Source organism: Marivita sp. (genome assembly GCF_048006345.1).
In the GTDB taxonomy this organism is placed as follows: Bacteria; Pseudomonadota; Alphaproteobacteria; order Rhodobacterales; family Rhodobacteraceae; genus Marivita.
In genome coordinates, this window is record NZ_CP180351.1 from 3274544 (window position 1) to 3300806 (window position 26263).

Consider the following 26263-nt stretch of genomic DNA (forward strand, 5'->3'; position numbering starts at 1 on the left):
GCTAAAACAAGCCCATGAACTTTGGGGCGGAATGCATATGGCACTGGCTGAAGCGACACAAACCAACACAGACAAAGACGAGAAGAAATCGTCGAAGATCGGGCTGATTCTGTCTGTGCTGCTGTGCGTTGCAGGGGCGGCCTTGGGGTATTTTGCCTTGTCCAGCGGGCTGCTCCCTCTTGGCAAGGCCACGACGGTTGAGGTGGAAAACAAGGTCAGTCCCGCGGCTTTACCCAATGTCGCCTTTGTCGAAATTCCGACCATGATTGTCACGCTCCCGCCCGGCGCGCAGAACGAACATCTCCGATTCTCTGCAAAGATCGAGGTCCCGACAGAGTATCAGGGCGATGTCGAATTTCTCATGCCGCGTATCCAGGACGTTCTGAACGGGTATCTGCGCGCGCTGACCGCAGAAGACATCGAAGGGCCAGGTGCCCTGTTCAAAATCCGGTTGCAGATGTTCCGCCGCATCGTCGTGGTTGTCGGCCTCGGCAAGGCAAACAGCCTGCTTGTGACTGAATTCATCCTGAACTGAGGAGCGATCATGGAATTGGTGGCTGATATCCTTTTGATGGCCGGTGCGCTTGGTGCCGGGCTCTATTGCTTTGTCCTGTCGCGCCGTTTGACCCGCTTCACGGATCTTGAAAACGGGGTCGGTGCCGCTGTTGCCGTGCTTTCTGCACAAGTGACCGATCTGCAATCTGTTTTGGAATCGGCGCAGAAAACCGCAAGCCATTCGACCGACAGTCTCGATGATCTTACGCGGCGGGCCGAAGACGCTGCCAAGAGGCTGGAGCTGATGGTTGCCTCCATGCACGATTTGCCACCCATTGCCCCAAGAGCCGATCCACCTGCCGTACCTTCCGGCCCGGTCTTTGCGCGCCACGCCGGAGGTACAGGATGACCCGAGGTCCGAAGCGGCATGGCAACCCTTCGCGCAAAGGCACTTTGGCGATCATCGGGACTCTTCTTCTGTTATCCGCTGGGGTGAGACTGGCAACTGAGGCCGGTCAGGTCGTCGCAAGCGAAGGCACGGCCGAAGACACGCCGGCGGAGTCTCTGCAAGTGCGATCTCCCGATCTCGCCCGGCCTGACAACCTGACGGCAGCGTTGAACGCGATCAAGGAACGCGAGGCCTTCTTGATCCAGCGCGAAGCCGAAATTGCGGAACGCGAGGTCATTCTTTCAGCCGCCGAAGACGCCATCGATGCCGAATTGGCCAAGCTGGAACAGGCGGAAAAAAACCTGCGTGAGACGATTTCACTTGCCGCCACCGCGGCAGAAAACGATCTGTCTCAACTCACCGCAGTCTATGCCAGCATGAAGCCGAAACAGGCGGCCGCCCTCTTCGAACAGATGGAATCGACCTTTGCCGCAGGATTCCTTGGCCGAATGGCGTCAGACAACGCGGCACGTATCATGGCGGGCATGACCCCCGAAAAGGCATACGAAATCAGCGTCGAACTGGCCGGCCGCAACGCGGACATCCCGCTTGATTAAAGCCTTCTATCGGGCTGGTGATCCCGGCAGGATTCGAACCTGCAACCTGCCCCTTAGGAGGGGGCTGCTCTATCCAGTTGAGCCACGGGACCACGCGCCACAGGCATACTGATCCTATCCGGGCTTGTCATCCCTCGAGTCATTTTTTCACAAGGACCGCAATCGCTTGCTGGTGCGCAAGAGATTGCGGTAACATCAAGATGACAGAACAGGATGACGCCCTTGGCCAGTGACGATACCCGCCCTCTTACGCTGCGCGACGTTTCAGAAGCGTCCGGCGTTTCCGAAATGACAGTCAGCCGTGTCCTGCGCAATCGCGGTGATGTTTCGACCGCGACGCGCGAACGCGTTCTGACGGCCGCAAAGTCCCTCGGTTATGTGCCGAACAAGATCGCGGGAGCCTTGGCCAGCCAGCGTGTCAACCTTGTCGCGGTGATCATTCCCAGCCTTCGGAACATGGTGTTTCCCGAAGTCATGTCCGGGATCAGTGCGGTTCTCGAGGAAACCGAACTGCAACCGGTGGTCGGCGTGACGGACTACCTGCCCGAAAAGGAAGAACGCGTCCTTTACGAAATGCTGTCATGGCGCCCCTCCGGCGTGATCATTGCTGGGCTCGAACACACAGATGCCTCGCGTGCCATGCTCAAGGCATCCGGGATTCCCGTGGTCGAGATCATGGATGTCGATGGCACGCCGATTGACGCGATGGTCGGTATTTCGCACCGTCGCGCGGGCCGCAAGATGGCGGAGGCGATCCTGAAAGCTGGCTACCAGCGGATCGGGTTCCTTGGCACCAAGATGCCGCTCGATCACCGCGCTCGCAAAAGGTTCGAAGGGTTTACCGGCGCGCTTGCGAAAGGTGGGGTCGAAGTTGCGGATCAGGAATTCTATTCCGGGGGATCTGCGCTCGCGAAGGGGCGGGAAATGACCGAAGCCATGCTCAAGCGCGATCCTGAACTGGATTTCCTCTACTATTCCAACGATATGATCGCTGCGGGCGGCCTGCTGTCGTTGCTGGAAAAGGGCATCGATATACCCAACCAGATCGGTCTGGCCGGATTCAACGGGGTCGAATTGCTGGACGGCCTCCCCCGGCAGCTGGCGACGATGGATGCGTGCCGCAGCGAAATCGGACGCAAAGCGGCCGAGATCATCTCGGAGCGGGTGAATTCACCTGACGCGGACACCCCCAAGGTCGTCGAATTGACACCCAAGATCAGCTACGGCGACACGCTGAGGCGATAAAAGAAGGGGCCATAAAGGCCCCTTCCCGTGTCAAACGATGTCACGCAATATCAATTCAGGACATCGGAAATCGCGTGTGTCCATGCGCCCTCACCCGGATCGGCGGTGATCACCGGATCAGAGCCACCGGCCAACAGCGTATCGACCGTGCGCTGGTAATCGGCAGGGTCCAATGTACCGTTCGAGCCTGCAGTCAGCTTGGCCACTTCACCCATCATCCGCTTCTGATGTGTTTCGGTCTGAGCGCCCGTCTCGTCATATTCGAGAACGATCATCGCGGCCTCATCGGGGTTTTCCTCGGCCCATTTCCAGCCCTTCATCGACGCCGCAACAAAGCGCTGCATCTTGTCGACGAATGCAGGATCGGACAGCCGGTCTTCCAGAACGTAAAGACCGTCTTCAAGCGTTGCCACACCCTGATCTTCATACTTGAAGGTGACAAGGTCGTCCGGGCTCACGCCCGCGTCGATCACCTGCCAGTATTCGTTATAGGTCATGGTCGAAATGCAGTCGGCCTGACGCTGCAGCAGCGGGTCCACGTTGAAGCCCTGCTTGAGAACCTCGACACCGTTCTCGCTCTTGCCGTCGGTGGAAATGCCCATCGAGCTCATCCACGACATGAACGGGAATTCATTACCGAAGAACCAGACACCCAGAGTGCGGTTCTTGAGATCCTCCGGCGTTGCGATCCCGGCATCCTTCCAGCAGGTGAGCATCATGCCAGAGCTTTTGAACGGCTGCGCGATGTTCACCAGCGGAAGACCCTTTTCGCGGGCAGCCAATGCGGCGGGCATCCATTCGACAGTCACATCGGCACCGCCACCGGCAATCACCTGCGTCGGCGCGATGTCCGGTCCACCCGGTTTGATCGTGACGTCCAGATCGGCCTCTTCGTAAAAGCCGTTTTCCAGCGCCACATAATAGCCCGCGAACTGGGCTTGCGTGACCCACTTGAGTTGCAGCGTGACATCGTCCGCCGCCCAGGCCGGGGCAGCCAGTCCGATGGCTGCCAAGGCGCCAAGTAGTTTCGTCTTCATGGTAGTACCTCCGTGTTTTGGTTTGTTGTTCATCCATGTCCGCGATGCGACGGGTGCCAGAACGTCACGCGTTTTTCGACCCAGGCCACCAGCCCGTAGAACGCGGTTCCTGCCATCGCCGACACCGCGATTTCAGCCCAGACGAGGTCGATCGACAGGCTGCCGACCCCGGTTGAAATTCGGAACCCCATCCCGCGCGTGGGTGATCCGAAATACTCAGCAACGATTGCGCCGATCAATGCAAGTGTCGTTGCGATCTTCAGCCCGTTGAACACAAAAGGAAGTGCCGCAGGCAGGCGCAGCTTGAGCAGAGTGTCGAAATAACTCGCAGCGTAGGTGCGCATAAGATCGCGCTGCATCGCATCCGTTTCGCGCAAGCCCTGCACCGTGTTCACAAGGATCGGGAAGAACGCCATCACCACGACTACAGCCGCTTTGGAATGCCAGTCGAACCCGAACCAGCTGACCAGAATGGGCGCGATCCCGACGATGGGAAGGGCAGCGACGAAATTGCCGATGGGCAAGAGACCTTGGGTCAGGAACGACGACCGGTCGATCAGGATCGCCGTGGCAAACGCTGCGAGAACGCCCATGACAAAACCGGACAGCGCACCTTTCAGAACGGTCTGCTGGAAATCCTCCCACAGGATATCTGTCGAGGCCGCAAAGGTCTGCGCCACAGTCGACGGGGCCGGCAAGATCACCGGCGACACGCCAAAGCCGCGCACGATCCCTTCCCAGAGCACAATAAGTGTCACGCCAAACAGAACCGGGATCAGCACCCGCACCACAAGCAACGCGCGCCATGGCGAATTGGCAAGCCAAGTGTTTAGCGCCCAGGCCCCGATCCAGAACACCAGCGCGAAGACCAGCCAACTCATGCCTGCATCCCCATCCGCCTAAGCGTTACGCGCTGCATCAGATCCAGCAGCGTCACCAATACGCCCGCAAGGATCGCCGCTGCAAAAAGCGCTGCCCAGATGGCCAGCGGCGTGCCGAACTGGTCCCCGATCAGGATACGCGCGCCCAGCCCGGAAATGGCCCCGGTCGGCAATTCACCCACGATGGTCCCCACCAAAGCCGCCGCGATCCCGATCTTCAGCGAGGTGAAGAGATACGGCATCGATGCGGGCAGCCGCAGTTTCAGGAACGCCTGCAAGCCGGACGCGGAATAGGTCTTCAACAGATCAAGCTGCGCCGCCCCCGGCGACCGTAGCCCTTTGACCATCCCGACAAGCACCGGGAAGTAACACAGATAGGCCGAAATGATCGCCTTCGGTACAGTGCGCCCTTCGATCCCGACCTGGCTGGACAGCACGATGATCATCGGCGCCAGCGCCACGATGGGTATCGTCTGGCTGATGATCGCCCAAGGCATCAGGCTCATGTCCACCACCCGGCTGTAGACGATGGCAATCGCCCCCGCCATTCCCAGTACGGTGCCAAGCGCAAACCCCCAGAGCGTCGATTGCAACGTGATCCACCCGTGATAGATGAGCGACCGTTTCGACATGGGCCTGCCGTTCAACGCCATCTCACCGGTGGTTTTCCAAAGCTCCGTACCGACCTGAACCGGAGTCGGCAGGCGCGGCCGCTCCAAATTGTAGCCAAGGCCGATATGCTCTGCGTTGTCGACCATGAGTTGCCAGATCGACGTATCAAACCGAGCGCGCGATTCAGCCGGGACAACCTCTGCGCCAGCCCGTTCGGCGACGTCCAGCGCGCCGCGAATGTTCATCGGCGCAACCGCCGCATACCACAATGCAGCAATCGCGGCGAGAACCGTGAGAATGGGCAGCAGGCTCCTCATGATGCGTCAATCATCATAGGCATGCCCCGCCCTCAGCCCCTCGCGCACCCGATGGGCAATCGCCAGAAACTCCGGCGTGTCACGAATGTCGAGCGGGCGTTCCTTGGGCAGGGGGCTGTCAATCACATCAGTGATCCGTCCCGGACGCGGCGACATCACGACGATCTTGGTCGACAAATACACCGCTTCGGGGATCGAATGGGTCACGAACCCGATGGTCTTTTCCGTCCGCGCCCAAAGCTCCAAAAGCTGTTCATTCAGGTGATCGCGCACGATCTCGTCCAGCGCCCCGAATGGCTCGTCCATCAGCAGAATGTCGGCGTCGAACGCCAGTGCCCGCGCAATCGACGCGCGTTGCTGCATCCCGCCGGACAATTGCCAGGGATATTTCTTGCCGAAATTCGAAAGCTCCACGAGGTCGAGCACCCGCGCGATCCGCTCGTCCTGCTCGGCCTTCGAATACCCCATGATCTCCAAAGGCAGCGCGATGTTCTTTTCGATCGTGCGCCACGGATAAAGCCCCGCCGCCTGAAACACATAGCCATAGGCCCGCGCCCGCCGCGCCTCGTCTGGCGTCATGCCGTTGACCGTCAGCGTCCCGCCTGTCGGCGTCTCAAGCGCCGCAATACACCGCAGAAAGGTGGTCTTTCCGCAGCCCGACGGCCCGATAAAGCTGACGAACTCGCCTTTGCCGATATCGAGATCGACACTGGAGAGCGCGTGCACCGGCCCGTCATTGGTCTGGAATGTGAGGTCAAGCGATCGTGCCGAAATCACAGGTTTGGTCATACTCCGGTCAACGACCGGAGCCTTGGCTTGGTCTTGCATCAAACACCCGTCGCCGGAATCCCAGTCCGCTGTACTGGGCGCGGTGCGGTCAATTCCTTCCACGTCGAAAGTGCCCGGTTTACCGTGCCATTGCCCGGCCGTTTGACGAACTGACCATGGCCTTCCTGCGTCCGCACTTCGCCATCGTGGATCGCCACATGGCCACGCGTTAGCGTAAACCGTGGCAGACCTTTGACATGGTGTCCTTCAAAGACGTTGTAGTCGATGGCCGATTGCTGCGTGCTGGCGGAAATCGTCTTTTCCTTCTCCGGATCCCAGACCACCAGGTCGGCATCCGCACCCACCAGAACCGCCCCTTTCTTGGGATAGCAGTTCAGGATCTTGGCGATATTGGTCGAAGTCACGGCAACAAACTCGTTCGGCGTCAGCCGCCCGGTCGCCACGCCATGGGTCCAGAGCATCGGCATCCTGTCTTCAAGGCCACCCGTGCCGTTGGGAATCTTCGAAAAATCGCCCACGCCATAGCGCTTCTGTTCCGTCGTGAAGGCGCAATGGTCGGTTGCCACCACCGACAGCGTGCCCGATTGTAGACCCGCCCAAAGGCTGTCCTGATGCTGCTTGTTGCGGAAGGGCGGCGACATCACGCGCCGCGCGGCATGATCCCAATCGGCATGGAAGTATTCGCTCTCATCCAGCGTCAAATGCTGGATCAGCGGCTCACCCCAGACGCGCTTGCCCTGCATCTTGGCCCGGCGGATTGCCTCATGCGCTTCCTCGCAAGAGGTGTGCACGACGTAAAGCGGCACACCTGCCATATCCGCAATCATGATGGCGCGGTTGGTCGCTTCGCCTTCAACCTGGCTCGGCCGCGAAAACGCGTGCCCCTCCGGCCCGGTATTTCCTTCAGCCAGAAGCTTTGCCGTCAGTTCCGCCACCACATCGCCGTTCTCGGCATGGACCATCGCGATCCCGCCCAGTTCCGCGAGGCGGTTGAAAGACGCAAACAGCTCATCGTCATTGACCATGAGCGCGCCTTTATAGGCCATGAAATGCTTGAACGTGTTGATGCCGTGATCGTTGATCACAGTCGGCATCTCGTTGAAAACCTGTTCCCCCCACCACGTCACCGCCATGTGGAACGAGTAGTCGCAATTGGCCATCGTCGACTTGTTGTGCCAGCCCTTCATCGCATCGACGAGTCCCTGACCCTGACCGGGCAGCACAAAGTCCACCACCATCGTGGTGCCCCCCGACAGCGCAGCCCGCGTCCCGCTTTCGAAATTGTCGCTGGAATAGGTGCCCATGAACGGCATCTCGAGATGCGTATGCGGATCGATCCCACCGGGCATGACATAGCATCCGGTGGCGTCCAGTTCGGTGTCGCCCTTCAGGTTCGGCCCAATCGCGGTGATCACCCCGTTCTCAATGAGAACATCCGCCTCATAGGTCAGGTCCGCTGTGACAACCGTTCCGTTCTTGATGACTGTGGTCATGGTGTACTCCGTGGTCCTGATCTTCTCTGGTTCAAAAATACTTCGGGGAGTCGCGCATCGCGCGACGGGGGCAGCGCCCCCTGCTAGCTGACGATTTCCGCCGTCTCGACAACTGCATGAAAAAGCACATCCGTGCCGGCAGCCGCCCATTCCTTGGAAATTTCTTCCGCCTCGTTGTGTGACAGCCCGTCGACGCACGGGCACATCACCATCGCTGTCGGCGCGACATCGTTGATCCAGCAGGCGTCATGTCCCGCGCCCGACACGATATCCATATGGCTGTATCCCAGCCGTTCTGCGGCGTCCCGGATGGCGCTCACACAGGCTTCGTCAAAAGCGGGAGGATCGAACTGGCCAACGATGTGGCAATCGAACTCGACACCGATCTCTGCGCAAATCTTCGGCGCGCGCTCCATGAATTCGTCGACCATGGCGTTCAGCTTGTCCAGAAGATGCGTCCGCATGTCGACCGTGAACACAACCTTGCCCGGAATGATATTCCGGCTGTTAGGGTAGACGTCGATATGCCCGATCGCCCCCACCGCATTCGGCTGGTTCTTCATGGCAATCTCATGCACCAGCTCGGTGATCAACGCCAAACCGCGTCCTGCATTCTTGCGCATATGCATCGGCGTCGACCCGGTGTGGCTTTCCTTGCCTGTCACCGTACATTCGATCCAGCGCAGACCCTGCCCGTGGGTGACAACACCAATATCCTTGCCCTCCGCTTCGAGGATCGGACCCTGTTCGATATGCAGCTCGAAGAAGGCGTGCATCTTGCGGTCCCCGACCTTTTCGGGGCCCTTCCAGCCGATCCGCTCCAATTCATCGCCAAAGCTCTTGCCCTTGGCATCCACGCGGTCATAGGCCCATTGCAGGTCATGTTTGCCTGCGAAGACGCCCGAGGCCAGCATCGCCGGGGCAAAGCGCGTGCCTTCCTCATTGGTCCAGTTGGTGACGACGATGGGATGTTTGGTCTTGATTCCCAGATCATTGAGCGACCGGATCACCTCAAGTCCCCCCAAAACACCCAGCACACCATCGTACTTGCCACCCGTCGGCTGCGTGTCGAGATGCGATCCCACATAGACCGGCAGCGCGTCCGGGTCCGTGCCCTCGCGCCGCGCAAACATGTTGCCGATTTCATCGAGACCCATCGTGCAGCCTGCGTCCTCGCACCACTTCTGGAACAGCGCACGGCCTTCGGCGTCTTCATCGGTCAGGGTCTGACGGTTGTTGCCACCCGCTACGCCCGGACCGATCTTCGCCATTTCCATGAGACTGTCCCACAGCCGGTCGCCATTGATCCGCAGGTTCTCCCCGGGTGCTGCCATGTCTTGTTCCCCTCGCCGCTGGTGCCTCTTGCGTCACGACAGATCGCCACCCGCAAGTTTTTTACCATTTGGTAAAGTTACGATTGCAACGCGCCCCCAAGCTGTCAAGGTATGTTCTTGAACGAGTTGGTTTGCACAGCCCCGAATTCGGAGGCCGTGCCTGTAAAAGATGCATGAGAGAGATCGCCTGTGAGTACACCCGCCCGAAAGCCAAGCCGGATCCAGACCGAAAACCGCCAACGCATCCGCGACGCCGCCCTTGGGCTTTTCGCAACGCATGGGTTTCGCGGCACCACGCTCGATCAGATCGCGGACGCCTGCGGGATGCACAAACCCAACCTGATCTATTACTACGACAGCAAGGAAGCGATCCATATCGACCTTCTGAACACCCTAATGGAAGAATGGCTGAGCCCGCTCGGCGCGATGAACCCGGATGGCGACCCGCTTGAGGAAATCCTCGACTACATCCGCCGGAAAATGGAGATGAATCGTCTCTATCCACGCGAATCCCGCCTCTTTGCTAATGAGATCGTCCAAGGCGCACCGCGAATGTTGCCGCATCTGGAAAGCACACTGAAACCGCTCTTTGACAAGCAGTGTGGCATCATCACGAAATGGATGAAGGATGGCAAAATCGCCGAGATGCACCCGGCCCATCTGATCTTTTCGATCTGGGCCGTGACCCAGCACTATGCCGATTTCGAAGCACAAATCGCAGTTCTGTTGCCGGGGGATGACAAACGGGCACGCGGCGCGGACCAATTCGTCGAGATGATGTTTCGGAAGGTGCTGACGCCATAGCGGCGTTTACCTAAAGTTAAGCATACTTGGCAGACACTTGCGGCATGTTGATGAACACGCCCTTCGAGTCGCCCACAGCCTACAACCCGGCATGGAGAGACCAATTGTTCAGCGCCGATGCGGTTCGGCGCAAAGGTGTCGTGCGTCGCAAGAAAGGCGCGATCCATCGGGAGGTCGGGTTGAGCCTTCTTCGGGCCGAAGTACAGGCGCGTGGGTTTCAACTTTTCGATGTTGGCACGGATTATCTGATCGTGTGCCATTCCCAACCAATCACACGCATCGGTTGAAGGCGGATCAGTCGACCGTCACGACCGGGGACTGGTCGGGCCGCTGACAGTCGGCTCGGCGTTCGCCCAGAACTCCAGAATTTTATGGGAGCGTTCGAGAATCTTCGTACGAAGATTCTCACGCCACCCCATAAAATTCTGTTAAGCGCATGCGAAAAAAAGCTCTCACTCTACTCCGCCGCCTGCCGGACTGCCGGATTGTTCGGATGCGTGGTCCAATCCCCATGCTCCGCCGCGACCAGACGCCCCGTCCGTTCGTCGACGGCACCTGCCGCCAGCTCTTCCATCGTGATGCAATCCTCTACCGGACAGACATTCACACACAGATTGCAGGCGACACATTCGTCATCCTTGACGGTAAACACCCGGTCCTCGGACATGGCAATCGCCTGGTGCGAGGTGTCTTCGCACGCGGCGAAACACCGCCCGCACGAAATACACAAATCCTGATTGATCCGCGCCTTGGTGACGTAATTGAGGTTCAGGTTTTGCCAATCGCTGATATTCGGCACGGCGCGTCCAACCAGGTCGGCGGTTGAGTCCAGACCCTTTTCGTCAAGGTATTGCGATAGCCCCGAAATCATCTCCTGAACGATCTTGAACCCATAGGTCATCGCAGCGGTGCAGACCTGAACATTGCCCGCGCCCAGCGCCATGAATTCGGCGGCATCTTTCCAAGTGGTCACACCGCCAATGCCCGAAATCGGCAGACCGCGCATCTCTGGTGTCCGCGCGATCTCGGCCACCATGTTCAGCGCGATGGGCTTCACGGCCGGCCCACAGTAGCCGCCATGTGCGCCTTTGCCGTCAATCGTCGGCTCTGGCGCGAACAGGTCCAGATCGACCGAGGTGATGGAGTTGATCGTGTTGATCAGGCTCACGGCATCGGCCCCACCCGCATGGGCGGCCATCGCGGGTTTGCGGATGTCGGTGATGTTCGGCGTCAGTTTGACGATACAGGGCATCCGGGTGTTCTGTTTCACCCAGCGCGTGACCATCTCGATATATTCAGGCACCTGCCCAACAGCGCTGCCCATGCCGCGCTCGGACATGCCATGTGGGCACCCGAAGTTCAGTTCGACACCGTCTGCCCCGGTCTCTTCCACCAGCGGTAGGATGGCTTTCCACGCCTCTTCAACGCAAGGCACCATCAATGAGACCACCATCGCACGGTCGGGGTAGTCCCGCTTGACCGCCTTGATCTCGCGCAGGTTCACTTCCAAAGGCCGGTCGGTGATCAGCTCGATATTGTTTAGGCCAAGCAAACGTCGATCTGCGCCCCAGATCGCGCCATAACGCGGGCCATTGACGTTCACGATGGGCGGGCCAGCCTCACCCAAGGTCTTCCAGACGACGCCGCCCCACCCCGCTTCAAAAGCGCGGCGGACGTTGTATTCCTTGTCCGTCGGTGGCGCAGAGGCGAGCCAGAACGGGTTCGGGCTTTTGATGCCCACGAAGTCTGTAGTCAGGTCAGCCATTCTCAATCCTCCCGGATCAGGCGCGCATCAGCGCGGCGTGGATGTCTTCGGCGGCATCGCGCCCTTCGGCGACCGCCGTCACGGTCAGGTCTTCACCTCCGGCGGCACAGTCTCCGCCCGCCCAGACTCCTTTGACCGAGGTGCGGCCAGGTCCGGTGACGGCAATCTTGCGCCCGTCGAGATCGGGGAGGTCATCGCCGGTCAATGTCTGACCGATCGCCTTGAAAACCTGATCTGCGGCGAGGCGGAAGGTTTGCTCGGTCGGGTTCAAATCGTCGTCTGTGAACTCGAACTCGATCTCCCGCACGGCACCATTCCCATGTACGGCAACGGGCGAGGCATTGGTGATGATCCGCACACCTTTGGCGGCGGCCAGTTCCTGTTCCCAGACGCTGGCATTCATACGGTCTCGACCGCGACGATAGACAATCGTAACGTTCAAGGCACCAAGCAACTTGGATTGCACCGCAGCATCAACCGCTGTCATACCGCCACCGATGACCACAACATCCCGACCCACCGGCAGGCTGCCCAAGTCCGTGGTCTGACGCAGGTCAGCGATGAAATCCACGGCATCCAGAACCCCCTCCTTGTCCGCTCCGGGGGCGGTCAATGCATTCACACCGCCCAGACCCATGCCAAGGAACACCGCGTCATACTCGCTCTGCAAATCAGCCATCGTCACATCGCGGCCCAGCGCCATGTTGTTGCGAATCTCGATGCCACCGATCTGAAGCAGCCAGTCGACCTCGCGTGCGGCAAAATCCTCAGTGCTCTTGTAGGCGGCGATGCCGTATTCGTTCAGACCACCCGCTTTGGGGCGCGCATCGAACACAACCACATCATGCCCGTGCATCGCCAGCCTGTGAGCGCAGGACAATCCTGCCGGACCGGCCCCGACGACGGCAATACGTTTGCCGGTCGAGGCCGCCCGGGAGAAAGGATGAACCCCCTGCGCCATCAGCGTGTCCGTGGCGTAGCGCTGCAAGCGGCCGATCTGAACCGGCTCACCTTCGGCTTTTTCACGCACACAAGCCTGTTCGCATAGCGTTTCGGTGGGGCAGACCCGGGCGCACATGCCGCCCATGATGTTCTGCGTCAGAATCGTCTTGGCCGCCGCCTCGGGGGTGCCGGTGGCGATCTGACGGATGAAAAGAGGGATGTCGATATCGGTCGGGCAGGCCGTGATGCAGGGCGCATCATGGCAGAAATAGCAGCGATCCGCGGCCACCAAGGCCTCGTGATCAGTGAGGGGCGCGTGCAGATCGGCAAATCCGGCGCTGAGCGCATCGGCGTCCAATCGGCCCGAAACAATCCCTTCTTTCAAAGCTCTGGGGTCCATCTTCACACTCCGAGGTCAGCTTGTTCTTTTGTCAAACGCTCTCACGGGTCAAAAATTTTATCAACTGGTAAAATTTTCAAACCCGCGCTTTTTGCCTGATGCTGCACTGCGGCGATATGCATTTTAGACGTGGCGGGTATTCCAAAGCAGAGCTACTCAGCGCGATTTCAACGACTTAGATCGTCATGAGTAAACTTTGAGCATTGCAGAGGCATATCATGGCGCTGACACAGTCCTACCACGGCCAAAAGCCGGGTTTCTTTTCCAGTCTGCTCGATGGCCTGACTCGCGGTATGAGCCAGGTTGTGGAAGCGAATTCGCGGATCCGTGAAGTCGAACGGCTTCAGGCAATGTCCGACGAGGCCCTGGCGGCCAAGGGCATTCGTCGCGATGACATCGTGCGTTACGTCTTCCGGGATCTGTACTGGATGTAATCTGGCTCTTTGCGAGACCTGATTGGGAAAAAAGGCTGCGCAGATCGCGCGGCCTTTTTCTTTTTCCGATGCCCGCATGCAAAAAAGCCGTCCCCAGGGGACGGCTTTGAAACGTACGGATCGCTGGTCTGAGGCGTACGGATGGACCGTACGCCTGCCCGGATCAGTTCTGAGCGTAGTATTCGATGACGAGGTTCGGTTCCATCATCACCGGGTACGGCACATCGCTGAGACCCGGGGTGCGGACGAACGTTGCTTTCATCTTGGAGTGATCGGCCTCGATGTAGTCGGGCACGTCACGCTCTGCCAGTTGGGTCGCTTCGAGGACAACCGCGATCTGCTTGGACTTGTCGCGAACCTCGATTACGTCGCCTTCCTTCACGCGGTAGGACGGGATGTTGACGCGCTGACCGTTGACGGTCACGTGGCCATGGTTGACGAACTGACGTGCAGCAAAGATCGTCGCGACGAACTTGGCGCGATAGACAACCGCGTCCAGACGGCGCTCGAGCAGGCCGATCAGCTGTTCACCGGTGTCACCGCGCATACGCTCTGCTTCGGCATAGATGCGGCGGAACTGCTTTTCCGTCAGATCGCCGTAATAGCCCTTGAGCTTCTGCTTGGCACGAAGCTGCAGACCGAAGTCAGACATCTTGCCCTTACGGCGCTGACCGTGCTGACCGGGGCCGTATTCACGACGGTTGACGGGGGATTTCGGACGACCCCAGATGTTTTCACCCATCCGGCGGTCAATTTTGTACTTGGCAGACGTGCGTTTTGTCACGACTGATCTCCTTCTTGGAACGACGCCCCGAAGGGCGACTATGAAGGGCGTTGTCCTCTTGGATCGAAATCCATGACAGGCATCCCCTTGCGGGGGCCACCAACACCAATGAAGCCGCGCTTATACGGCGGCGGGTGACAGAGTCAACATGGGAATTCGGCAGTTGTCTTAAGTGTTGTTTAAGGTCTTTGGCGGAAGCTCCCCGCACCAATCAGAAGGGGTATCCATGCCGTACAAGTCCACGCGCAGAACACTTGGACCATCACCGCTGGATATGGCTGTCCATAACCGCGATCAGAACATCCTGCAGATTGTCGAAGACGCCGTACATCATCGGGAGGTTCGATTGGCCTTTCAACCCGTGGTGCAAGCGCAGGAACAGGGGCAGGCCGCGTTCTACGAAGGGCTGATCCGCGTCACCGACCCAACCGGGCGCATCATCCCCGCCGGTCAATTCATCGACGCCATCGAAGAACGGGAAACCGGTCGGCTTTTGGATTGTCTGGCGTTGGAGCATGGGTTGCGGACCCTGACGCAGACACCGGGCATCCGACTAGCCATCAATCTGTCGGCGCGATCCATCGGCTATCCGAAATGGCGAAAGGTGCTCGAACGGGGCCTTTCACGGGATCCGTCGGTCGCGCAACGCCTGATCCTCGAAATAACAGAGGCCTCGGCGATGCTTGTCCCCGAACTTGTGGTCCAGGCCATGCGCGATCTGCAAAAGCTCGGGATCAGTTTCGCACTCGATGATTTCGGAGCAGGCTATACAGCGCTCAGGTATTTGCGGGAATTCCAGTTCGACATCCTCAAGATCGACGGACAGTTCATTCGCGGCATTGCAACCGATCCGGACAATCAGGTCCTGACCCGCGCGGTGATCGCCATCGCGCAGCAATTCGATATGTTCACCGTGGCCGAATTCGTCGAATCCGCGCCCGATGCGCATATGCTGGGTCAACTGGGCGTCGATTTCCTTCAGGGTTACTATTTCGGCGCTCCGACAGTTGATCCGCCTTGGCGACCCATCGACGGCAAGCAGGTGATGCACTGACTTTGTCGCCATGACGTAAGGTCAACCCCGCCATGCATACTGGGCCTGAGACACCCTGTCCGGTATGCGAGCGTCCACCATTCCTTTAGGAGGGCGCGTGAATGGGTCTGGGGCTGTAGGCGCAATTACGCGATACTCTCTACGGAATCACTTCTGGACCATGACTTTGGTGGAGGGACATATGACCAACGTCGTTATCGCATCCGCCGCTCGGACAGCCGTTGGCTCGTTCGGCGGTTCTTTTGCAAACACACCCGCACATGATCTGGGCGCTGCCGTTCTGACCGCACTGGTCGAACGGGCCGGGATCGAGAAAGAGGCCGTGTCAGAGACCATTCTTGGTCAGGTTCTGACCGCCGCTCAGGGCCAGAACCCGGCGCGCCAGGCGCATATCAATGCCGGTCTGCCGCAGGAAAGCGCGGCCTGGGGCATCAACCAGGTCTGTGGCTCGGGCCTCCGTGCCGTCGCACTGGGTGCGCAGCACATCATGCTGGGTGATGCGGACGTGGTCTGCGCCGGTGGTCAGGAAAACATGACGCTGTCCCCCCATGCCGCGCATCTGCGCGCCGGTCACAAGATGGGTGATGTCAGCTATATCGACACGATGATCCGTGATGGCCTTTGGGACGCGTTCAACGGCTATCACATGGGCCAGACCGCCGAAAACGTCGCCGAGAAGTGGCAGATCAGCCGCGAACAGCAGGACGAATTCGCGCTGGCCAGCCAGAACAAGGCCGAAGCAGCCCAGAAAGCCGGCAAGTTCGATGACGAGGTGATCGCGTTCACCATCAAGACCCGCAAGGGCGACATCGTGGTCGACAAGGACGAATACATCCGCCACGGCGCAACCCTTGAAAGCATGCAGAAACTGCGCCCTGCCTTCACCAAGGACGGGTCGGTCACAGCAGCAAACGCATCTGGTCTCAATGACGGTGCTGCGGGCGTTCTGCTGATGAGCGAAGAAAACGCAGCCAAGCGCGGCATCACCCCGATGGCCCGCATCGCGTCTTACGCGACAGCCGGTCTTGACCCCGCGATCATGGGCGTCGGCCCGATCCACGCCTCGCGCAAGGCGCTGGAAAAGGCGGGCTGGTCGGTTGGCGATCTGGACCTTGTCGAAGCGAACGAAGCCTTCGCGGCGCAGGCCTGCGCGGTGAACAAGGACATGGGCTGGGATCCGGCCATCGTGAACGTCAACGGTGGCGCGATCGCCATCGGTCACCCGATCGGCGCGTCCGGTGCCCGTGTTCTGAACACGCTGCTGTTCGAAATGCAGCGCCGGGATGCCAAGAAAGGTCTTGCCACCCTCTGCATCGGTGGCGGAATGGGCGTCGCGCTCTGCGTGGAGCGCGGATAACCCTTCGCGGCTTGCACGGATATCAGGGGCGCCGCGAGCGCCCCTTTTTCGTGGCTGCGCGCCATCAACAGATATCACTGCGCAATAATGTTGCGCTAGAGTTATCAATTCTATAACAACCTTACCAAGCCAGAACACCCAAGAGGAGACAACCATGGCACGTGTAGCACTCGTCACCGGCGGCAGCCGCGGCATCGGCGAAGCCATTTCCAAAGCGCTCAAGGCCGAAGGCTATGACGTCGCAGCCACCTATGCAGGCAACGACGAGAAGGCTGCGGCCTTCACTGCTGAAACCGGCATCAAGACCTACAAATGGAACGTGGCCGACTACGAGTCGTCCAAGGCTGGCATTGCACAGGTCGAAGCCGATCTGGGCCCGATTGACATTGTTGTCGCCAACGCAGGCATCACCCGTGACGCGCCGTTCCACAAGATGACCCCCGAGGCGTGGAAAGAGGTGATCGACACCAACCTGACCGGCGTGTTCAACACCGTGCACCCCGTCTGGCCCGGCATGCGCGAGCGCAAGTTCGGCCGCGTGATCGTCATTTCGTCGATCAATGGTCAGAAAGGCCAGTTCGGTCAGGTGAACTATGCCGCGACCAAGGCGGGCGATCTGGGCATCGTCAAGTCGCTGGCGCAGGAAGGCGCGCGCGCGGGCATCACCGCAAACGCGATCTGCCCGGGCTATATCGCCACCGAAATGGTCATGGCGATCCCCGAAGAGGTGCGCCAGAAGATCGTCGCGGGCATTCCGGCAGGCCGTCTGGGCGAGCCCGAGGAAATCGCGCGCTGCGTGGTGTTCCTTGCCTCCGAGCAGTCGGGCTTCATCAACGGCTCGACCATCTCGGCCAACGGGGCGCAATTCTTCGTCTGAGCCTTGCTGTCAGTTTCTGGAAAGGCCCGCCTGTTGCGCGGGCCTTTTCTTTTTCTGCGGCGCGGATTAGCGGGGGGCATGACCCGCACCACCGCCACAGCCATCGGATTTGTCGCCGTCCTGCTTTGGGCGCTTCTGGCGCTGTTCACCGCAGGGTCGGCTCCGGTTCCGCCCTTTCTGCTCAACGCATTGACCTTTGCCATCGGCGGCGCGGTGGGCGTTGTGTGGGTGTTGCTGCGGGGTCGGCTGTCGGTGCTGCGCTTGGTGCCGTGGACCGTCTACGCGTTCGGGACGGCGGGCTTGTTCGGCTATCACGCGCTTTATTACTCTGCATTGCGGCTGGCACCGCCCGCCGAGGCCGGGTTGATCGCGTATCTCTGGCCGCTGTTCATCGTCTTGTTTTCCGGGCTCTTGCCGGGGGAACGTTTGCGCGCGGGGCATATCATCGGCGCTCTGGTGTCTTTCGCCGGCGCGGCGCTGATCGTTCTGCGCAATGGCTTCAGCTTTGAGGCATCGGCCACGCCGGGCCTGATCCTTGCAGGGTTCTGCGCGCTGACATGGAGCAGCTATTCGGTTTTGTCGCGCCGCCTTGGCACCACGCCGACGGAAGCGGTCGCGGTGTTCTGCGTGCTGACCGCGATCCTGTCTGTGCCTGCGCATCTGGCGTTTGAAACGACCGTTTGGCCCCAGAGCACGTTCGGCTGGGTGTCGGTGCTGGCCCTTGGGCTTGGTCCCGTGGGACTGGCGTTCTACGTTTGGGATATCGGCGTAAAACGCGGTGACATTCAGCTTTTGGGCGTGGCAAGCTATGCCGCGCCGCTCTTGTCGACCCTTGTTCTGATCGTTGCAGGATTTGCCCAAGCCTCTTGGCAATTGGTGGCGGCAGCCGTGCTGATCACTGTCGGCGCAGGCATCGCGGCGCTCGCCTCGCGCCGGGCCTAGGTGCGGATATGCACAAAAATGGCGCGCTTACGTGTCTTTATGTGCGCAAAGTTAGAGTTAGATAGATCGCCAAGAACAGATTTGGATTTTTGGGAGACCTGACATGATCAACCAGATCAACGGACTGCATCACGTGACCTCGATCGCAAGTGGGGCACAATCGAATAACGATTTCTTCACCAAGACACTGGGCCTGCGCCGGATCAAGAAGACGGTCAATTTCGATGCGCCCGAAGTCTACCACCTCTATTACGGCGACGAGGCAGGGACGCCCGGCACCGTGATGACCTATTTCCCATTCCCGAACGCACGGCGCGGTCGGCCCGGTACGGGTGAGGTGGGGATCACCGGCTTTGCCGTTCCCAAGGGCAGCCTGCCCTACTGGCAGGAGCGGCTGGCGACGTTTGATGTGAAGAACATGCAGACCGAGGCCACATTTGGCGAAAACCGTCTGCGCTTTGACGGGCCGGATGGTGACGGGTTTGTGTTGGTGGAAACCGAGGACGATGCGCGCGATCCGTGGACCAACAATGGTGTGCCCGCCGATGCGGCCATCCGTGGCTTTCACAGTGCAGACATGCGTTTGCGGGATGCGGCGGCCAGTGCCGAACTGCTGAAATACATGGGCTACGAGGAGCTGGATCGGCAGGAAAACGTCACGCGCTTCCACGTGCCCGGTGGCAATGAGGCCAATGTGATCGACATCACGCAGGTGAACGCGCCCGGCGCGGACCAGGGGGCAGGTTCGGTGCACCACATCGCGTTTTCCGTGGACAACCGGGAAAAGCAGCTCGAAGTGCGCAAGGCACTGATGGACACCGGCTACCAGGTGACCCCGGTGATCGACCGCGACTACTTCTACGCGATCTACTTCCGCACGCCGGGCGGGGTGCTGTTCGAAGTGGCGACCAACGAGCCAGGCTTTGACCGTGACGAGGATACGGCACATTTGGGTGAGGCGCTGAAGCTGCCGACACAGCACGAGCATCTGCGCAAGGTTCTGGAAGAAAAGTACTTGGAGCCGATCGTTGACTGACTACGTGACACGCGAAACCAAGGGCACGCCCGGCGCGCCCTTGGTGTTCACCTTCCATGGCACAGGTGGGGACGAAACCCAGTTTCACGGGTTGGCGGAACAGCTTTGGCCGGGGGCACATGTCGTATCCCCGCGCGGTGACGTGTCGGAACACGGGATGAACCGCTATTTCCGACGTACGGGCGAAGGTGTCTATGACATGGACGATCTGTCCAAGCGGCGGTCGGCCATGGCCGGATTCGTCCGATCCAGGATCGCCGAAACGGGCGCTGCGCGGGTGATCGCCCTTGGCTATTCGAATGGCGCGAACATCGCGGCGGCGGTGGCGTTCGAGGACCCTGATCTGTTCACCGATGTGATCGCCATGCACCCGCTGATCCCGTGGACCCCCGCCCCGCAGACCGGCCTGGCGGCAACACGCTGGCTGATCACGGCAGGTGAACGCGATCCGATCTGCCCGGCACCGTTGACCCGATCCCTGACCGATTACCTGCGTGCGCAAGGTGCTGATGTCACAGAACACTGGCACCCCGGCGGGCATGAATTGGTGCAATCCGAACTGGCCGCCATACAGGCCAACATGCTCTGAACGAAAAACGCCCCCGGCCAATCATGGTGCGGGGGCGTTCTGTTTTCCAGCTTCAGCTTTTTGACCATCAGCGGAACAAGGCCTTCAAAAGGCTGCGCATCATGTCACCACGGGCTTCGTGGGCTGCGCGGATGGCGTCGCGGTGGCGGGCGTCTTTGGCATATTCGATCATTTGTCTTTCCTCACATTTGCAGAATTTAACTGTCCCTTATATGCAGGCTATGTAAGTTGGAGACAAACGAGACTTTTCACCGCTTCAGTTAAGATATACTTATGTGAACATGAGCGACCGCCTGCCCCCTTTGACCGCTTTGCGCGCCTTTGAGGCCGCCGCGCGCCACATGTCGTTTGCGCAGGCCGCTGCGGAATTGCATGTGACCCCTGCTGCGCTGTCCTTTCAGATCAAGTCGCTTGAGGAACATTTGGGCGCACCGGTGTTCCGACGTTTGAACCGTGCGGTCGAGCTCACGCCCGAAGGCGTGGCGTTACAATCAGGCGTGCGAGACGGGTTCGACCTGATCCTTGCGGCATGGCGATCGGCCCGCAGACAGGCGCAATCGAACATTCTGACAGTGACCGCGGGTCCCGCGTTCACCGCCAAGGTGCTTGCGCCGCGCCTTTTTGAATTTGCGCAAGCCCACCCGGATATCGACCTGCGATTTTCGGCAAGCTTGCGATTGGTCGATTTTGTCCGCGACGACGTAGATGCCGCGATCCGGTTTGGGTATGGCCCGGATGAAGGGCTCTATTCCCGCGTGCTGATGCGAGACTGGTTTGCACCGATGATGACACCTGCGATGGCCAAGCTGTACGACACACCGGAAAAACTATGCAGCGCACCGCTGATCTTTGACGACAGCGTCGATTTCCTGCGGCCCCGCGCGGACTGGGCACAATGGTTCCGGGCAAACGGGATCACCCCGCCAAAGCTGACGGGATCGCATTTCAGCCATGCCGATCACGCTGTGGATGCAGCGCTGTCGGGGGGTGGCGTTGTCATGGCCCGCAGCACCCTCGCTGCCGGGGCATTGAACGACGGGCAGCTGGTGGCACCCTTCGACATAGCCTTGTCGACGGACGCGCATTTCCGCTTTGTCTGCCCGTTGGGACACGAAAAGAAACCGCAGGTCGCGGCGTTTTCTGATTGGCTCGACAAAAAGATAGGGGCTTTGGTGGCGCAACTGCCAGAGAAGCAGCTGATCCCGGTCGATCAGATATGAAAAAGCCCGGGGGGAGACCCGGGCTTGTAGGTTTTAGGAAAGTCGTTCGATTTCTTCTTTTAGTCGGAGTTTCTGCTTTTTAAGCGACGCGATCATCAGGTCATCCGTTCCTGGGGCGCGTTGGGCCTGTTCGACCTCTTCAGACAGGGTTTGGTGCTTCCGCTTCAGTTCCTGAAGATGTGAAGTCAAGCTCATGAAGTCCTCCTGTGACTGATTGGATCTTCAGTCGATCACAGTTTTACAATTCTGTCACGCTGCACCCGCATGGTTGGTGAATTATGGCTGACTGCGACGCATTACACGGCGGTTTTGAACCGGAAACGGCAAGGCCTGCGCGGATCGCAATACTTTCGATACCAGCTCTGTATACGAATCGGCATCTCTCTCGTGGCGTTCGCCGCGATGCAGCACGAGCGGCGGGTGAGAAACGAACGCCGAACGCCGCTCCTTGCGACCGCGCAACAGGACAAGACGTGCGGGACGTGTGCTGCGCGGATGGATCGGCCAAAGCTCAAGCGCGCCCAAGCAGGCGAAAAACGCGCTCATGAGTTCGGGCAGACGGTCCGCCCGCTGGATGAAGGTTGCGACACCACCGGGCTTGAGCCGTTTCGACGCGACGCTCACCCATTTTTCCAGAGGCAGGGCGCCCGACCGCGAAACCGCCCGTTCCTGCGACCGTGCCTTAACTGCGCGGAAATCCTCGAAATAGGGGGGGTTGGCGATGACGTGGTCGAAACGCTGCGATTTGACGGCAGGCGGCAGATTGGACAGGTCAGCACAGTGCACGGACCCGGCCAAACCGTTGTCGTCCAGATTGCGTTGCGCCAAAGCGGCATAGGCCGGTTGCATTTCCACCCCGGTGCAAAGGATTCCCGGCACGCGCTTGGCCAGACAGGCCAGCGCAGCGCCACCGCCACAACCCAACTCAAGCACGCTGTCCCCGGTTTCCGCCGGGATCGAGGCCGCAAGCAGAACCGGATCGACGCCCGCGCGATATCCGTCCTTTGGCTGCCACAAACGAACCGCTCCGCCCAGAAAATCGTCGCGGGTCAACTCGTCCCCCGCAAAGGGGTCAGTCCTCAAACTTGACACCGTATTCGCGCAAGACACGCCTTGCGTCGTCAAGTTCGTCGCTTCGGACCATGAGGCGGCGTGGCAAAATGCCGATGGAGCCTTCGAGGATGCTCATGTTTACGTCCAATTCAAAGCTGTCTATACCCTCGTCCTCAAGAACGGCTCGGGCGAGCGGTATCAGTGTGATGTCATTGGTGCGCAAAAGCTCTTCCATGACCATGATGTAGGAACACCGGGCCCGCTTTGTCGAGCCTTCCTGAAGGAATGGTGATGATGTTGGATAAACAAAGCCAGAAACCGCATGATCGGCTGGCAGAGATTTTGGCCGATGACATGGCCGAAGTGAACACTCTGATCCGCACGCGGATGGCGTCGGAACACGCGCCGCGCATTCCCGAAGTGACCGCGCATCTGGTCGAGGCGGGGGGCAAACGCCTGCGTCCAATGCTGACGCTCGCAGCGGCACGGATGTGCGGCTACGAGGGCGACAACCATGTGAAGCTGGCGGCAACGGTTGAGTTCATTCACACCGCGACGCTGCTGCATGACGACGTGGTTGACGAGAGCGAAAAGCGGCGGGGACGGCCCACCGCGAACCTGCTCTGGGACAACAAATCGAGCGTTCTGGTCGGCGACTACCTGTTTGCGCGGTCGTTCCAGTTGATGACCGAGACCAACAACATCCGCGTGCTGCGCATCCTGTCTGACGCTGCCGCCACCATTGCGGAAGGCGAAGTGTTGCAGATGACGGCGGCGCAGGACCTGCGCACAACCGAGGCGATCTACCTGCAAGTGGTGCGCGGCAAGACGGCGGCGCTGTTTTCCGCCGCAACCGAAGTCGGCGGCGTGATTGCCGACATGGACGAGGCGCAGATCAAGGCACTGTTCGATTATGGTGATGCGTTGGGGATCGCATTCCAGATCGTTGATGATCTATTGGATTACTGGGGCTCGGATGCCACCGGCAAGAATGTCGGCGACGATTTCCGCGAACGCAAGCTGACGCTGCCGGTGATCAAGGCGGTGGCATTGGGCGACGATGAGGAACGTGCGTTCTGGAAACGCACCATCGAAAAGGGGCGTCAGGAAGAGGGCGATCTTGAGCACGCGATCGCGCTTCTGAACAAGCACGGCACGCTCGAGGCCACGCGGGCAGAAGCGAATGACTGGATCGCCAAGGCACGCTCCGCACTGGCCACGCTGCCAGAGCACCCGATCCGCGAAATGCTCGACGATCTGGCCGATTACGTGGTGGCGCGGGTCAACTGACCCCGGCACCAAAGGTTTGCGTTGCCACCACCCACCAATCGGGTTCGGTACCTGCAATGCGGGCCTGCGCGGCGCTGGCAGATGCCTCATCCTCGTAAATCCCGAAACAGGTCGAACCTGATCCGGACATCCGCGCAAGCTGTGCATCGCCAAGTGCCGCGAGTGCGTCACCGATGACAGGCGCATAGGCGATTGCCGGGTCTTGCAGGTCGTTGCGCTGCGCAGCCAGCCAAGCCAGCCAGTCACCATCCTCTGGCATCGGGTCCATGGGTGGGTTTTGTTTGGACGACAGCGCACCAAAGACGTCCATGGTCGGGACATGGGCGCCGGGGTTGACCAGCACCAGCCAAAAACGCGGGCAGTCTGCCACATCGCTCAGCACGTCACCGATGCCCTGCATCCGCTGCGGCTGTGCCCCCAGACACACCGGAACATCCGCACCGAGACCAAGCGCCAGATCAGGACGTCCAACCGCGCGCAGGATGGCGGCCGCATCAGACGATCCGCCCCCGATCCCCGCCCCATGGGGCAGGTTCTTGGTCAGGGCGACCTGCGCCGTCACACCGGCACGGTCCAGAGCCTTCCAGACAAGGTTGCGCGGGTCGTTGGGCACACCTTCGGAAAAGGGACCATCCACCGTCAAAGACGTGCGCTCCGCAGAGGTGACCGACAGGGCATCTCCGACACCCGCAAAGACCACAAGGGAATCAAGCAGATGATAGCCGTTGGCCTGTTGGCCAGTGACGTGCAGAGCGAGGTTGATCTTGGCCGGAGCGAATTCAGTCGCTGCTGTCATTCGCCACCTGCAACGGCGGCGCTCCCTCGTCCGCCAGAACCTGATCCAGACCAACATCCAGCTTGGCGCGGATGCGCTCTGCGTTCACCTCTTCGGCGGTCGAGCTGTAGACGACAAACGACAAGGCCCGCCGCCACTGGAACCGCGCTTCGGTCTTGCGGCCCACGGCCCAGTAGACATCGCCCAGATGGTCGTTGACGATTGGATCAACCGGCATGAGTTCGGCAGCCCGTTCCATGTGGCCAACGGCTTCTTCGTAGCGGCCAAGGCGGTACAGCACCCAACCCAGGCTGTCGATGATGTAGCCGCTGTCGGGCTGCGCTGCGGCGGCACGTTCGATCATATCGAGCGCCTCGTCCAGCTTGATCTTCTTTTCGACCAAGGAATAGCCAAGGTAGTTGAGCACCTGCGGCTGATCCGGGTTCAGCTCCAAAGCCGCACGAAAATCGGCCTCGGCCTCGTCCCAGCGATCAAGCCGCTCAAAGCAGATCGCGCGGGCATAGTGCAGGAACCACTGGCTTCGGGTTTCCACCTCAAAGAGGTCCAGCGCCTGAGTGTAGGCGTCGATGGCCTCTTGATAGCGCTCCAGCTGCCGCATCGTATCGCCCAGCGTCGAATGGACGATGGGCTGATCACCATGGGTCTTGGCCAGTTTCTGCAACACTTCGACCGCCGCATCCACTTTGTCGCTGTCGCGCAGGGCGGCAGCGCGGCCCAGTTCGGCGGCGTGATAAGCCGGGTGGTCTTCGGGCACCTCGGCATAGGCTTTGACGGCAAGCTCGGACTGGCCCATATCGTCCAGCAGGCTGGCGGTCAGCAGAATGGCGTCGATGTGATCGGGGCGCAGGTATTCCGCAACCCGTGTGTAGAGCAGGGTAAATTCGTCATTCGCCTCGTTCGCAAGGGCCGCGGCGAGTGTGTAGAACACTTCGGCCAGACCATCGCGCGCCCCGCGGATATGGGTAAAGGGGATTGCTTCGCCCGTTTGCAGCGCATCGCGCATCAGGCTCAGGCCGGGGTCAAGCTCTGCGCCAAAGGCGGTCTCGATCAGCGTCAGGGCATCGTCGTTGCGGTCAAGCTGGCTCAGGACTTCGACATGGGCCATCACGCCGCGCCGGGTGAGTTGCATGCCTCCGGTGCCCGCGTTTTCGAGGATCGCCGCAGAGCTTTCGAAATCCCCTACCGATGCCAGAGCCAAGGCTTTGTGATACATCGCGAAATTGCGCATACCCTGCTGTTTGGACAGATCGTCGAACTGCACAAGGGCTGCCGACATGTCGCCACGGCCCAGTTGCGACCACGCGAGAAGAAGACCATCGACCAAGGGGCCGACACCGCGGTCCTCGTTCACCTTGGCAACGAGCGCATCGTAATCCTCGGCCGCTGCCAGTTGCGCGACAATCGCCATTTGCGCGACCTGGCTGCGATGACCTTCATTGACCAGCTTGTTGGACAGCGCGGCGGCCCGCTCCAAGTCGCCGAGCGACATCTCGGCCAGTGCCGCCCGTTCGAGGATCACGGGGTTCTCGGGGTCATGCATGACCGCGCGCCCATAGTAGGACGCCGCCGCCTGAATATCGCCTTCGATGCTGGCCTGCCGGCCGGCAAGGTAATCCCCCGACAGACTGTTGGCGAACACGCCTCCGGGTGTCATCAGGCAGAGCGCAAGCGCCGCAGTTCCCAGAAGCCGTTTCATGCTCGATTGCGCCATG

Annotated in this window: 29 protein-coding genes and 1 tRNA gene; 15 read left to right on the forward strand and 15 right to left on the reverse strand. The window is 60.1% G+C overall.

Translation table 11 applies throughout. The features are described from left to right. Positions 1-37: 37 nt before the first annotated feature. The 3 genes from ACMVPR_RS16040 to ACMVPR_RS16050 are packed head-to-tail and all read left to right on the forward strand — an operon-like array spanning position 38 to position 1500. Entirely contained in the window at positions 38-535 is a 498-nt protein-coding gene (locus tag ACMVPR_RS16040) for a flagellar basal body-associated FliL family protein (protein WP_416883696.1), read from the forward strand. Between the two features lie 9 nt (positions 536-544). After that, on the forward strand, positions 545-904 hold the full coding sequence (locus tag ACMVPR_RS16045) for a hypothetical protein (RefSeq protein ID WP_416883697.1): 360 nt from the start codon (positions 545-547) through the stop codon (positions 902-904). Then, positions 901-1500: a MotE family protein gene (locus tag ACMVPR_RS16050; RefSeq protein WP_416883698.1), complete on the forward strand. Its 600-nt coding sequence runs from the start codon at positions 901-903 to the stop codon at positions 1498-1500. The genes ACMVPR_RS16045 and ACMVPR_RS16050 overlap by 4 nt, the downstream gene beginning before the upstream one ends. 15 nt (positions 1501-1515) lie before the next feature. On the opposite strand, the gene ACMVPR_RS16055 is transcribed toward ACMVPR_RS16050, so the two are convergent. After that, positions 1516-1592: transfer RNA gene (locus ACMVPR_RS16055), tRNA-Arg, on the reverse strand. Between the two features lie 130 nt (positions 1593-1722). On the opposite strand from ACMVPR_RS16055, the gene ACMVPR_RS16060 reads away from it, so the two are divergent. Then, positions 1723-2745, forward strand: coding sequence for a LacI family DNA-binding transcriptional regulator (locus ACMVPR_RS16060; protein ID WP_416883699.1), 1023 nt, complete (start codon positions 1723-1725; stop codon positions 2743-2745). Between the two features lie 50 nt (positions 2746-2795). Here the strand turns inward: ACMVPR_RS16060 and ACMVPR_RS16065 are convergent, their stop codons facing one another. The 6 genes from ACMVPR_RS16065 to ACMVPR_RS16090 all read right to left on the reverse strand — a co-directional run bounded on the left by ACMVPR_RS16065 (position 2796) and on the right by ACMVPR_RS16090 (position 9208). After that, positions 2796-3782: an ABC transporter substrate-binding protein gene (locus ACMVPR_RS16065; protein WP_416883700.1), complete on the reverse strand. Its 987-nt coding sequence runs from the start codon at positions 3780-3782 to the stop codon at positions 2796-2798. A gap of 29 nt (positions 3783-3811) precedes the next feature. Then, positions 3812-4663: an ABC transporter permease gene (locus tag ACMVPR_RS16070; protein WP_416883701.1), complete on the reverse strand. Its 852-nt coding sequence runs from the start codon at positions 4661-4663 to the stop codon at positions 3812-3814. Beyond that, complete coding sequence (locus ACMVPR_RS16075; protein WP_416883702.1) at positions 4660-5592, reverse strand: ABC transporter permease; 933 nt, start codon at positions 5590-5592, stop codon at positions 4660-4662. Before ACMVPR_RS16075 ends, ACMVPR_RS16070 begins: the two co-directional genes overlap by 4 nt. 6 nt (positions 5593-5598) lie before the next feature. Further along, the gene (locus tag ACMVPR_RS16080; RefSeq protein WP_292268344.1) at positions 5599-6381 is read right to left on the reverse strand and encodes an ABC transporter ATP-binding protein; all 783 of its coding nucleotides are present in this window, start codon (positions 6379-6381) and stop codon (positions 5599-5601) included. Between the two features lie 38 nt (positions 6382-6419). Continuing rightward, positions 6420-7874 carry a dihydropyrimidinase gene (hydA, locus tag ACMVPR_RS16085; RefSeq protein ID WP_416883703.1) on the reverse strand — a complete coding sequence of 485 codons (1455 nt, stop codon included), beginning with the start codon at positions 7872-7874 and terminating at the stop codon, positions 6420-6422. An 83-nt stretch (positions 7875-7957) separates the two neighbouring features. Continuing rightward, positions 7958-9208, reverse strand: a complete 1251-nt coding sequence (locus ACMVPR_RS16090; protein ID WP_416883704.1) for a Zn-dependent hydrolase — start codon at positions 9206-9208, stop codon at positions 7958-7960. 189 nt (positions 9209-9397) lie between these two features. Here ACMVPR_RS16090 and ACMVPR_RS16095 point away from each other — a divergent pair, with 189 nt between their 5' ends. Beyond that, positions 9398-10012: a TetR family transcriptional regulator C-terminal domain-containing protein gene (locus tag ACMVPR_RS16095; RefSeq protein ID WP_416883705.1), complete on the forward strand. Its 615-nt coding sequence runs from the start codon at positions 9398-9400 to the stop codon at positions 10010-10012. A gap of 44 nt (positions 10013-10056) precedes the next feature. Further along, positions 10057-10299: a hypothetical protein gene (locus tag ACMVPR_RS16100; protein WP_292306242.1), complete on the forward strand. Its 243-nt coding sequence runs from the start codon at positions 10057-10059 to the stop codon at positions 10297-10299. 170 nt (positions 10300-10469) lie between these two features. On the opposite strand, the gene preA is transcribed toward ACMVPR_RS16100, so the two are convergent. Continuing rightward, positions 10470-11777, reverse strand: coding sequence for an NAD-dependent dihydropyrimidine dehydrogenase subunit PreA (preA, locus tag ACMVPR_RS16105; protein ID WP_416883706.1), 1308 nt, complete (start codon positions 11775-11777; stop codon positions 10470-10472). Between the two features lie 16 nt (positions 11778-11793). Then, positions 11794-13119, reverse strand: coding sequence for an NAD(P)-dependent oxidoreductase (locus tag ACMVPR_RS16110; protein WP_416883707.1), 1326 nt, complete (start codon positions 13117-13119; stop codon positions 11794-11796). 218 nt (positions 13120-13337) lie between these two features. On the opposite strand from ACMVPR_RS16110, the gene ACMVPR_RS16115 reads away from it, so the two are divergent. Next, positions 13338-13553, forward strand: a complete 216-nt coding sequence (locus ACMVPR_RS16115) for a DUF1127 domain-containing protein (RefSeq protein ID WP_416883708.1) — start codon at positions 13338-13340, stop codon at positions 13551-13553. Positions 13554-13716: 163 nt separating this feature from the next. Here ACMVPR_RS16115 and rpsD read toward each other — a convergent pair whose 3' ends face one another. After that, positions 13717-14337 carry a 30S ribosomal protein S4 gene (gene rpsD, locus ACMVPR_RS16120; RefSeq protein ID WP_292268356.1) on the reverse strand — a complete coding sequence of 207 codons (621 nt, stop codon included), beginning with the start codon at positions 14335-14337 and terminating at the stop codon, positions 13717-13719. Between the two features lie 226 nt (positions 14338-14563). On the opposite strand from rpsD, the gene ACMVPR_RS16125 reads away from it, so the two are divergent. From ACMVPR_RS16125 to ACMVPR_RS16155, 7 genes are all read left to right on the forward strand, one after another. After that, positions 14564-15391 carry an EAL domain-containing protein gene (locus tag ACMVPR_RS16125; protein WP_416883709.1) on the forward strand — a complete coding sequence of 276 codons (828 nt, stop codon included), beginning with the start codon at positions 14564-14566 and terminating at the stop codon, positions 15389-15391. 181 nt (positions 15392-15572) lie between these two features. Next, positions 15573-16748 carry an acetyl-CoA C-acetyltransferase gene (locus ACMVPR_RS16130; RefSeq protein ID WP_416883710.1) on the forward strand — a complete coding sequence of 392 codons (1176 nt, stop codon included), beginning with the start codon at positions 15573-15575 and terminating at the stop codon, positions 16746-16748. Positions 16749-16902: 154 nt separating this feature from the next. Continuing rightward, a complete protein-coding gene (phbB, locus tag ACMVPR_RS16135; RefSeq protein WP_292268360.1) occupies positions 16903-17625 on the forward strand; it encodes an acetoacetyl-CoA reductase in 723 nt (240 codons plus the stop codon). Between the two features lie 78 nt (positions 17626-17703). After that, positions 17704-18567, forward strand: coding sequence for a DMT family transporter (locus ACMVPR_RS16140; protein WP_416883711.1), 864 nt, complete (start codon positions 17704-17706; stop codon positions 18565-18567). A gap of 103 nt (positions 18568-18670) precedes the next feature. Then, positions 18671-19603, forward strand: coding sequence for a VOC family protein (locus ACMVPR_RS16145; RefSeq protein WP_416883712.1), 933 nt, complete (start codon positions 18671-18673; stop codon positions 19601-19603). Beyond that, positions 19596-20192 (forward strand): alpha/beta hydrolase, encoded by a 597-nt coding sequence (locus ACMVPR_RS16150; protein WP_416883713.1) that lies wholly within the window; start codon positions 19596-19598, stop codon positions 20190-20192. The genes ACMVPR_RS16145 and ACMVPR_RS16150 overlap by 8 nt, the downstream gene beginning before the upstream one ends. A 281-nt stretch (positions 20193-20473) precedes the next feature. Beyond that, positions 20474-21412 (forward strand): transcriptional regulator GcvA, encoded by a 939-nt coding sequence (locus tag ACMVPR_RS16155; RefSeq protein WP_416884672.1) that lies wholly within the window; start codon positions 20474-20476, stop codon positions 21410-21412. Between the two features lie 33 nt (positions 21413-21445). Here ACMVPR_RS16155 and ACMVPR_RS16160 read toward each other — a convergent pair whose 3' ends face one another. From ACMVPR_RS16160 to ACMVPR_RS16170, 3 genes are all read right to left on the reverse strand, one after another. Continuing rightward, on the reverse strand, positions 21446-21607 hold the full coding sequence (locus ACMVPR_RS16160) for a YdcH family protein (protein ID WP_085630368.1): 162 nt from the start codon (positions 21605-21607) through the stop codon (positions 21446-21448). Between the two features lie 81 nt (positions 21608-21688). Next, entirely contained in the window at positions 21689-22504 is an 816-nt protein-coding gene (locus ACMVPR_RS16165) for a tRNA1(Val) (adenine(37)-N6)-methyltransferase (RefSeq protein ID WP_416883714.1), read from the reverse strand. Further along, positions 22485-22700 (reverse strand): DUF2007 domain-containing protein, encoded by a 216-nt coding sequence (locus tag ACMVPR_RS16170; RefSeq protein ID WP_085630564.1) that lies wholly within the window; start codon positions 22698-22700, stop codon positions 22485-22487. The genes ACMVPR_RS16165 and ACMVPR_RS16170 overlap by 20 nt, the downstream gene beginning before the upstream one ends. A gap of 59 nt (positions 22701-22759) precedes the next feature. Between ACMVPR_RS16170 and ACMVPR_RS16175 the strand changes: the two genes are divergently transcribed. Continuing rightward, positions 22760-23755 carry a polyprenyl synthetase family protein gene (locus ACMVPR_RS16175; RefSeq protein ID WP_416884673.1) on the forward strand — a complete coding sequence of 332 codons (996 nt, stop codon included), beginning with the start codon at positions 22760-22762 and terminating at the stop codon, positions 23753-23755. On the opposite strand, the gene ACMVPR_RS16180 is transcribed toward ACMVPR_RS16175, so the two are convergent. Then, entirely contained in the window at positions 23748-24551 is an 804-nt protein-coding gene (locus tag ACMVPR_RS16180; protein ID WP_416883715.1) for a 4-(cytidine 5'-diphospho)-2-C-methyl-D-erythritol kinase, read from the reverse strand. The genes ACMVPR_RS16175 and ACMVPR_RS16180 overlap by 8 nt on opposite strands. Next, a complete protein-coding gene (locus ACMVPR_RS16185) occupies positions 24535-26262 on the reverse strand; it encodes a tetratricopeptide repeat protein (protein ID WP_416883716.1) in 1728 nt (575 codons plus the stop codon). Before ACMVPR_RS16185 ends, ACMVPR_RS16180 begins: the two co-directional genes overlap by 17 nt. Position 26263 lies beyond the last annotated feature (1 nt).

Bases quoted from the DNA above. Each gene is read 5' to 3' on its own strand.
- ACMVPR_RS16075 (WP_416883702.1), bottom strand. From the start codon at position 5,592: ATGAGGAGCCTGCTGCCCATTCTCACGGTTCTCGCCGCGATTGCTGCA.
- ACMVPR_RS16065 (WP_416883700.1), bottom strand. From the start codon at position 3,782: ATGAAGACGAAACTACTTGGCGCCTTGGCAGCCATCGGACTGGCTGCC.
- ACMVPR_RS16140 (WP_416883711.1), top strand. From the start codon at position 17,704: ATGACCCGCACCACCGCCACAGCCATCGGATTTGTCGCCGTCCTGCTT.
- ACMVPR_RS16180 (WP_416883715.1), bottom strand. From the start codon at position 24,551: ATGACAGCAGCGACTGAATTCGCTCCGGCCAAGATCAACCTCGCTCTG.
- ACMVPR_RS16160 (WP_085630368.1), bottom strand. From the start codon at position 21,607: ATGAGCTTGACTTCACATCTTCAGGAACTGAAGCGGAAGCACCAAACC.
- ACMVPR_RS16080 (WP_292268344.1), bottom strand. From the start codon at position 6,381: ATGACCAAACCTGTGATTTCGGCACGATCGCTTGACCTCACATTCCAG.
- ACMVPR_RS16185 (WP_416883716.1), bottom strand. From the start codon at position 26,262: ATGGCGCAATCGAGCATGAAACGGCTTCTGGGAACTGCGGCGCTTGCG.
- ACMVPR_RS16125 (WP_416883709.1), top strand. From the start codon at position 14,564: ATGCCGTACAAGTCCACGCGCAGAACACTTGGACCATCACCGCTGGAT.
- ACMVPR_RS16050 (WP_416883698.1), top strand. From the start codon at position 901: ATGACCCGAGGTCCGAAGCGGCATGGCAACCCTTCGCGCAAAGGCACT.
- hydA (WP_416883703.1), bottom strand. From the start codon at position 7,874: ATGACCACAGTCATCAAGAACGGAACGGTTGTCACAGCGGACCTGACC.
- ACMVPR_RS16115 (WP_416883708.1), top strand. From the start codon at position 13,338: ATGGCGCTGACACAGTCCTACCACGGCCAAAAGCCGGGTTTCTTTTCC.
- ACMVPR_RS16175 (WP_416884673.1), top strand. From the start codon at position 22,760: ATGTTGGATAAACAAAGCCAGAAACCGCATGATCGGCTGGCAGAGATT.
- ACMVPR_RS16110 (WP_416883707.1), bottom strand. From the start codon at position 13,119: ATGGACCCCAGAGCTTTGAAAGAAGGGATTGTTTCGGGCCGATTGGAC.
- ACMVPR_RS16040 (WP_416883696.1), top strand. From the start codon at position 38: ATGGCACTGGCTGAAGCGACACAAACCAACACAGACAAAGACGAGAAG.
- ACMVPR_RS16090 (WP_416883704.1), bottom strand. From the start codon at position 9,208: ATGGCAGCACCCGGGGAGAACCTGCGGATCAATGGCGACCGGCTGTGG.
- ACMVPR_RS16145 (WP_416883712.1), top strand. From the start codon at position 18,671: ATGATCAACCAGATCAACGGACTGCATCACGTGACCTCGATCGCAAGT.
- preA (WP_416883706.1), bottom strand. From the start codon at position 11,777: ATGGCTGACCTGACTACAGACTTCGTGGGCATCAAAAGCCCGAACCCG.
- ACMVPR_RS16130 (WP_416883710.1), top strand. From the start codon at position 15,573: ATGACCAACGTCGTTATCGCATCCGCCGCTCGGACAGCCGTTGGCTCG.
- phbB (WP_292268360.1), top strand. From the start codon at position 16,903: ATGGCACGTGTAGCACTCGTCACCGGCGGCAGCCGCGGCATCGGCGAA.
- ACMVPR_RS16070 (WP_416883701.1), bottom strand. From the start codon at position 4,663: ATGAGTTGGCTGGTCTTCGCGCTGGTGTTCTGGATCGGGGCCTGGGCG.
- ACMVPR_RS16170 (WP_085630564.1), bottom strand. From the start codon at position 22,700: ATGGAAGAGCTTTTGCGCACCAATGACATCACACTGATACCGCTCGCC.
- ACMVPR_RS16045 (WP_416883697.1), top strand. From the start codon at position 545: ATGGAATTGGTGGCTGATATCCTTTTGATGGCCGGTGCGCTTGGTGCC.
- ACMVPR_RS16100 (WP_292306242.1), top strand. From the start codon at position 10,057: ATGTTGATGAACACGCCCTTCGAGTCGCCCACAGCCTACAACCCGGCA.
- ACMVPR_RS16155 (WP_416884672.1), top strand. From the start codon at position 20,474: ATGAGCGACCGCCTGCCCCCTTTGACCGCTTTGCGCGCCTTTGAGGCC.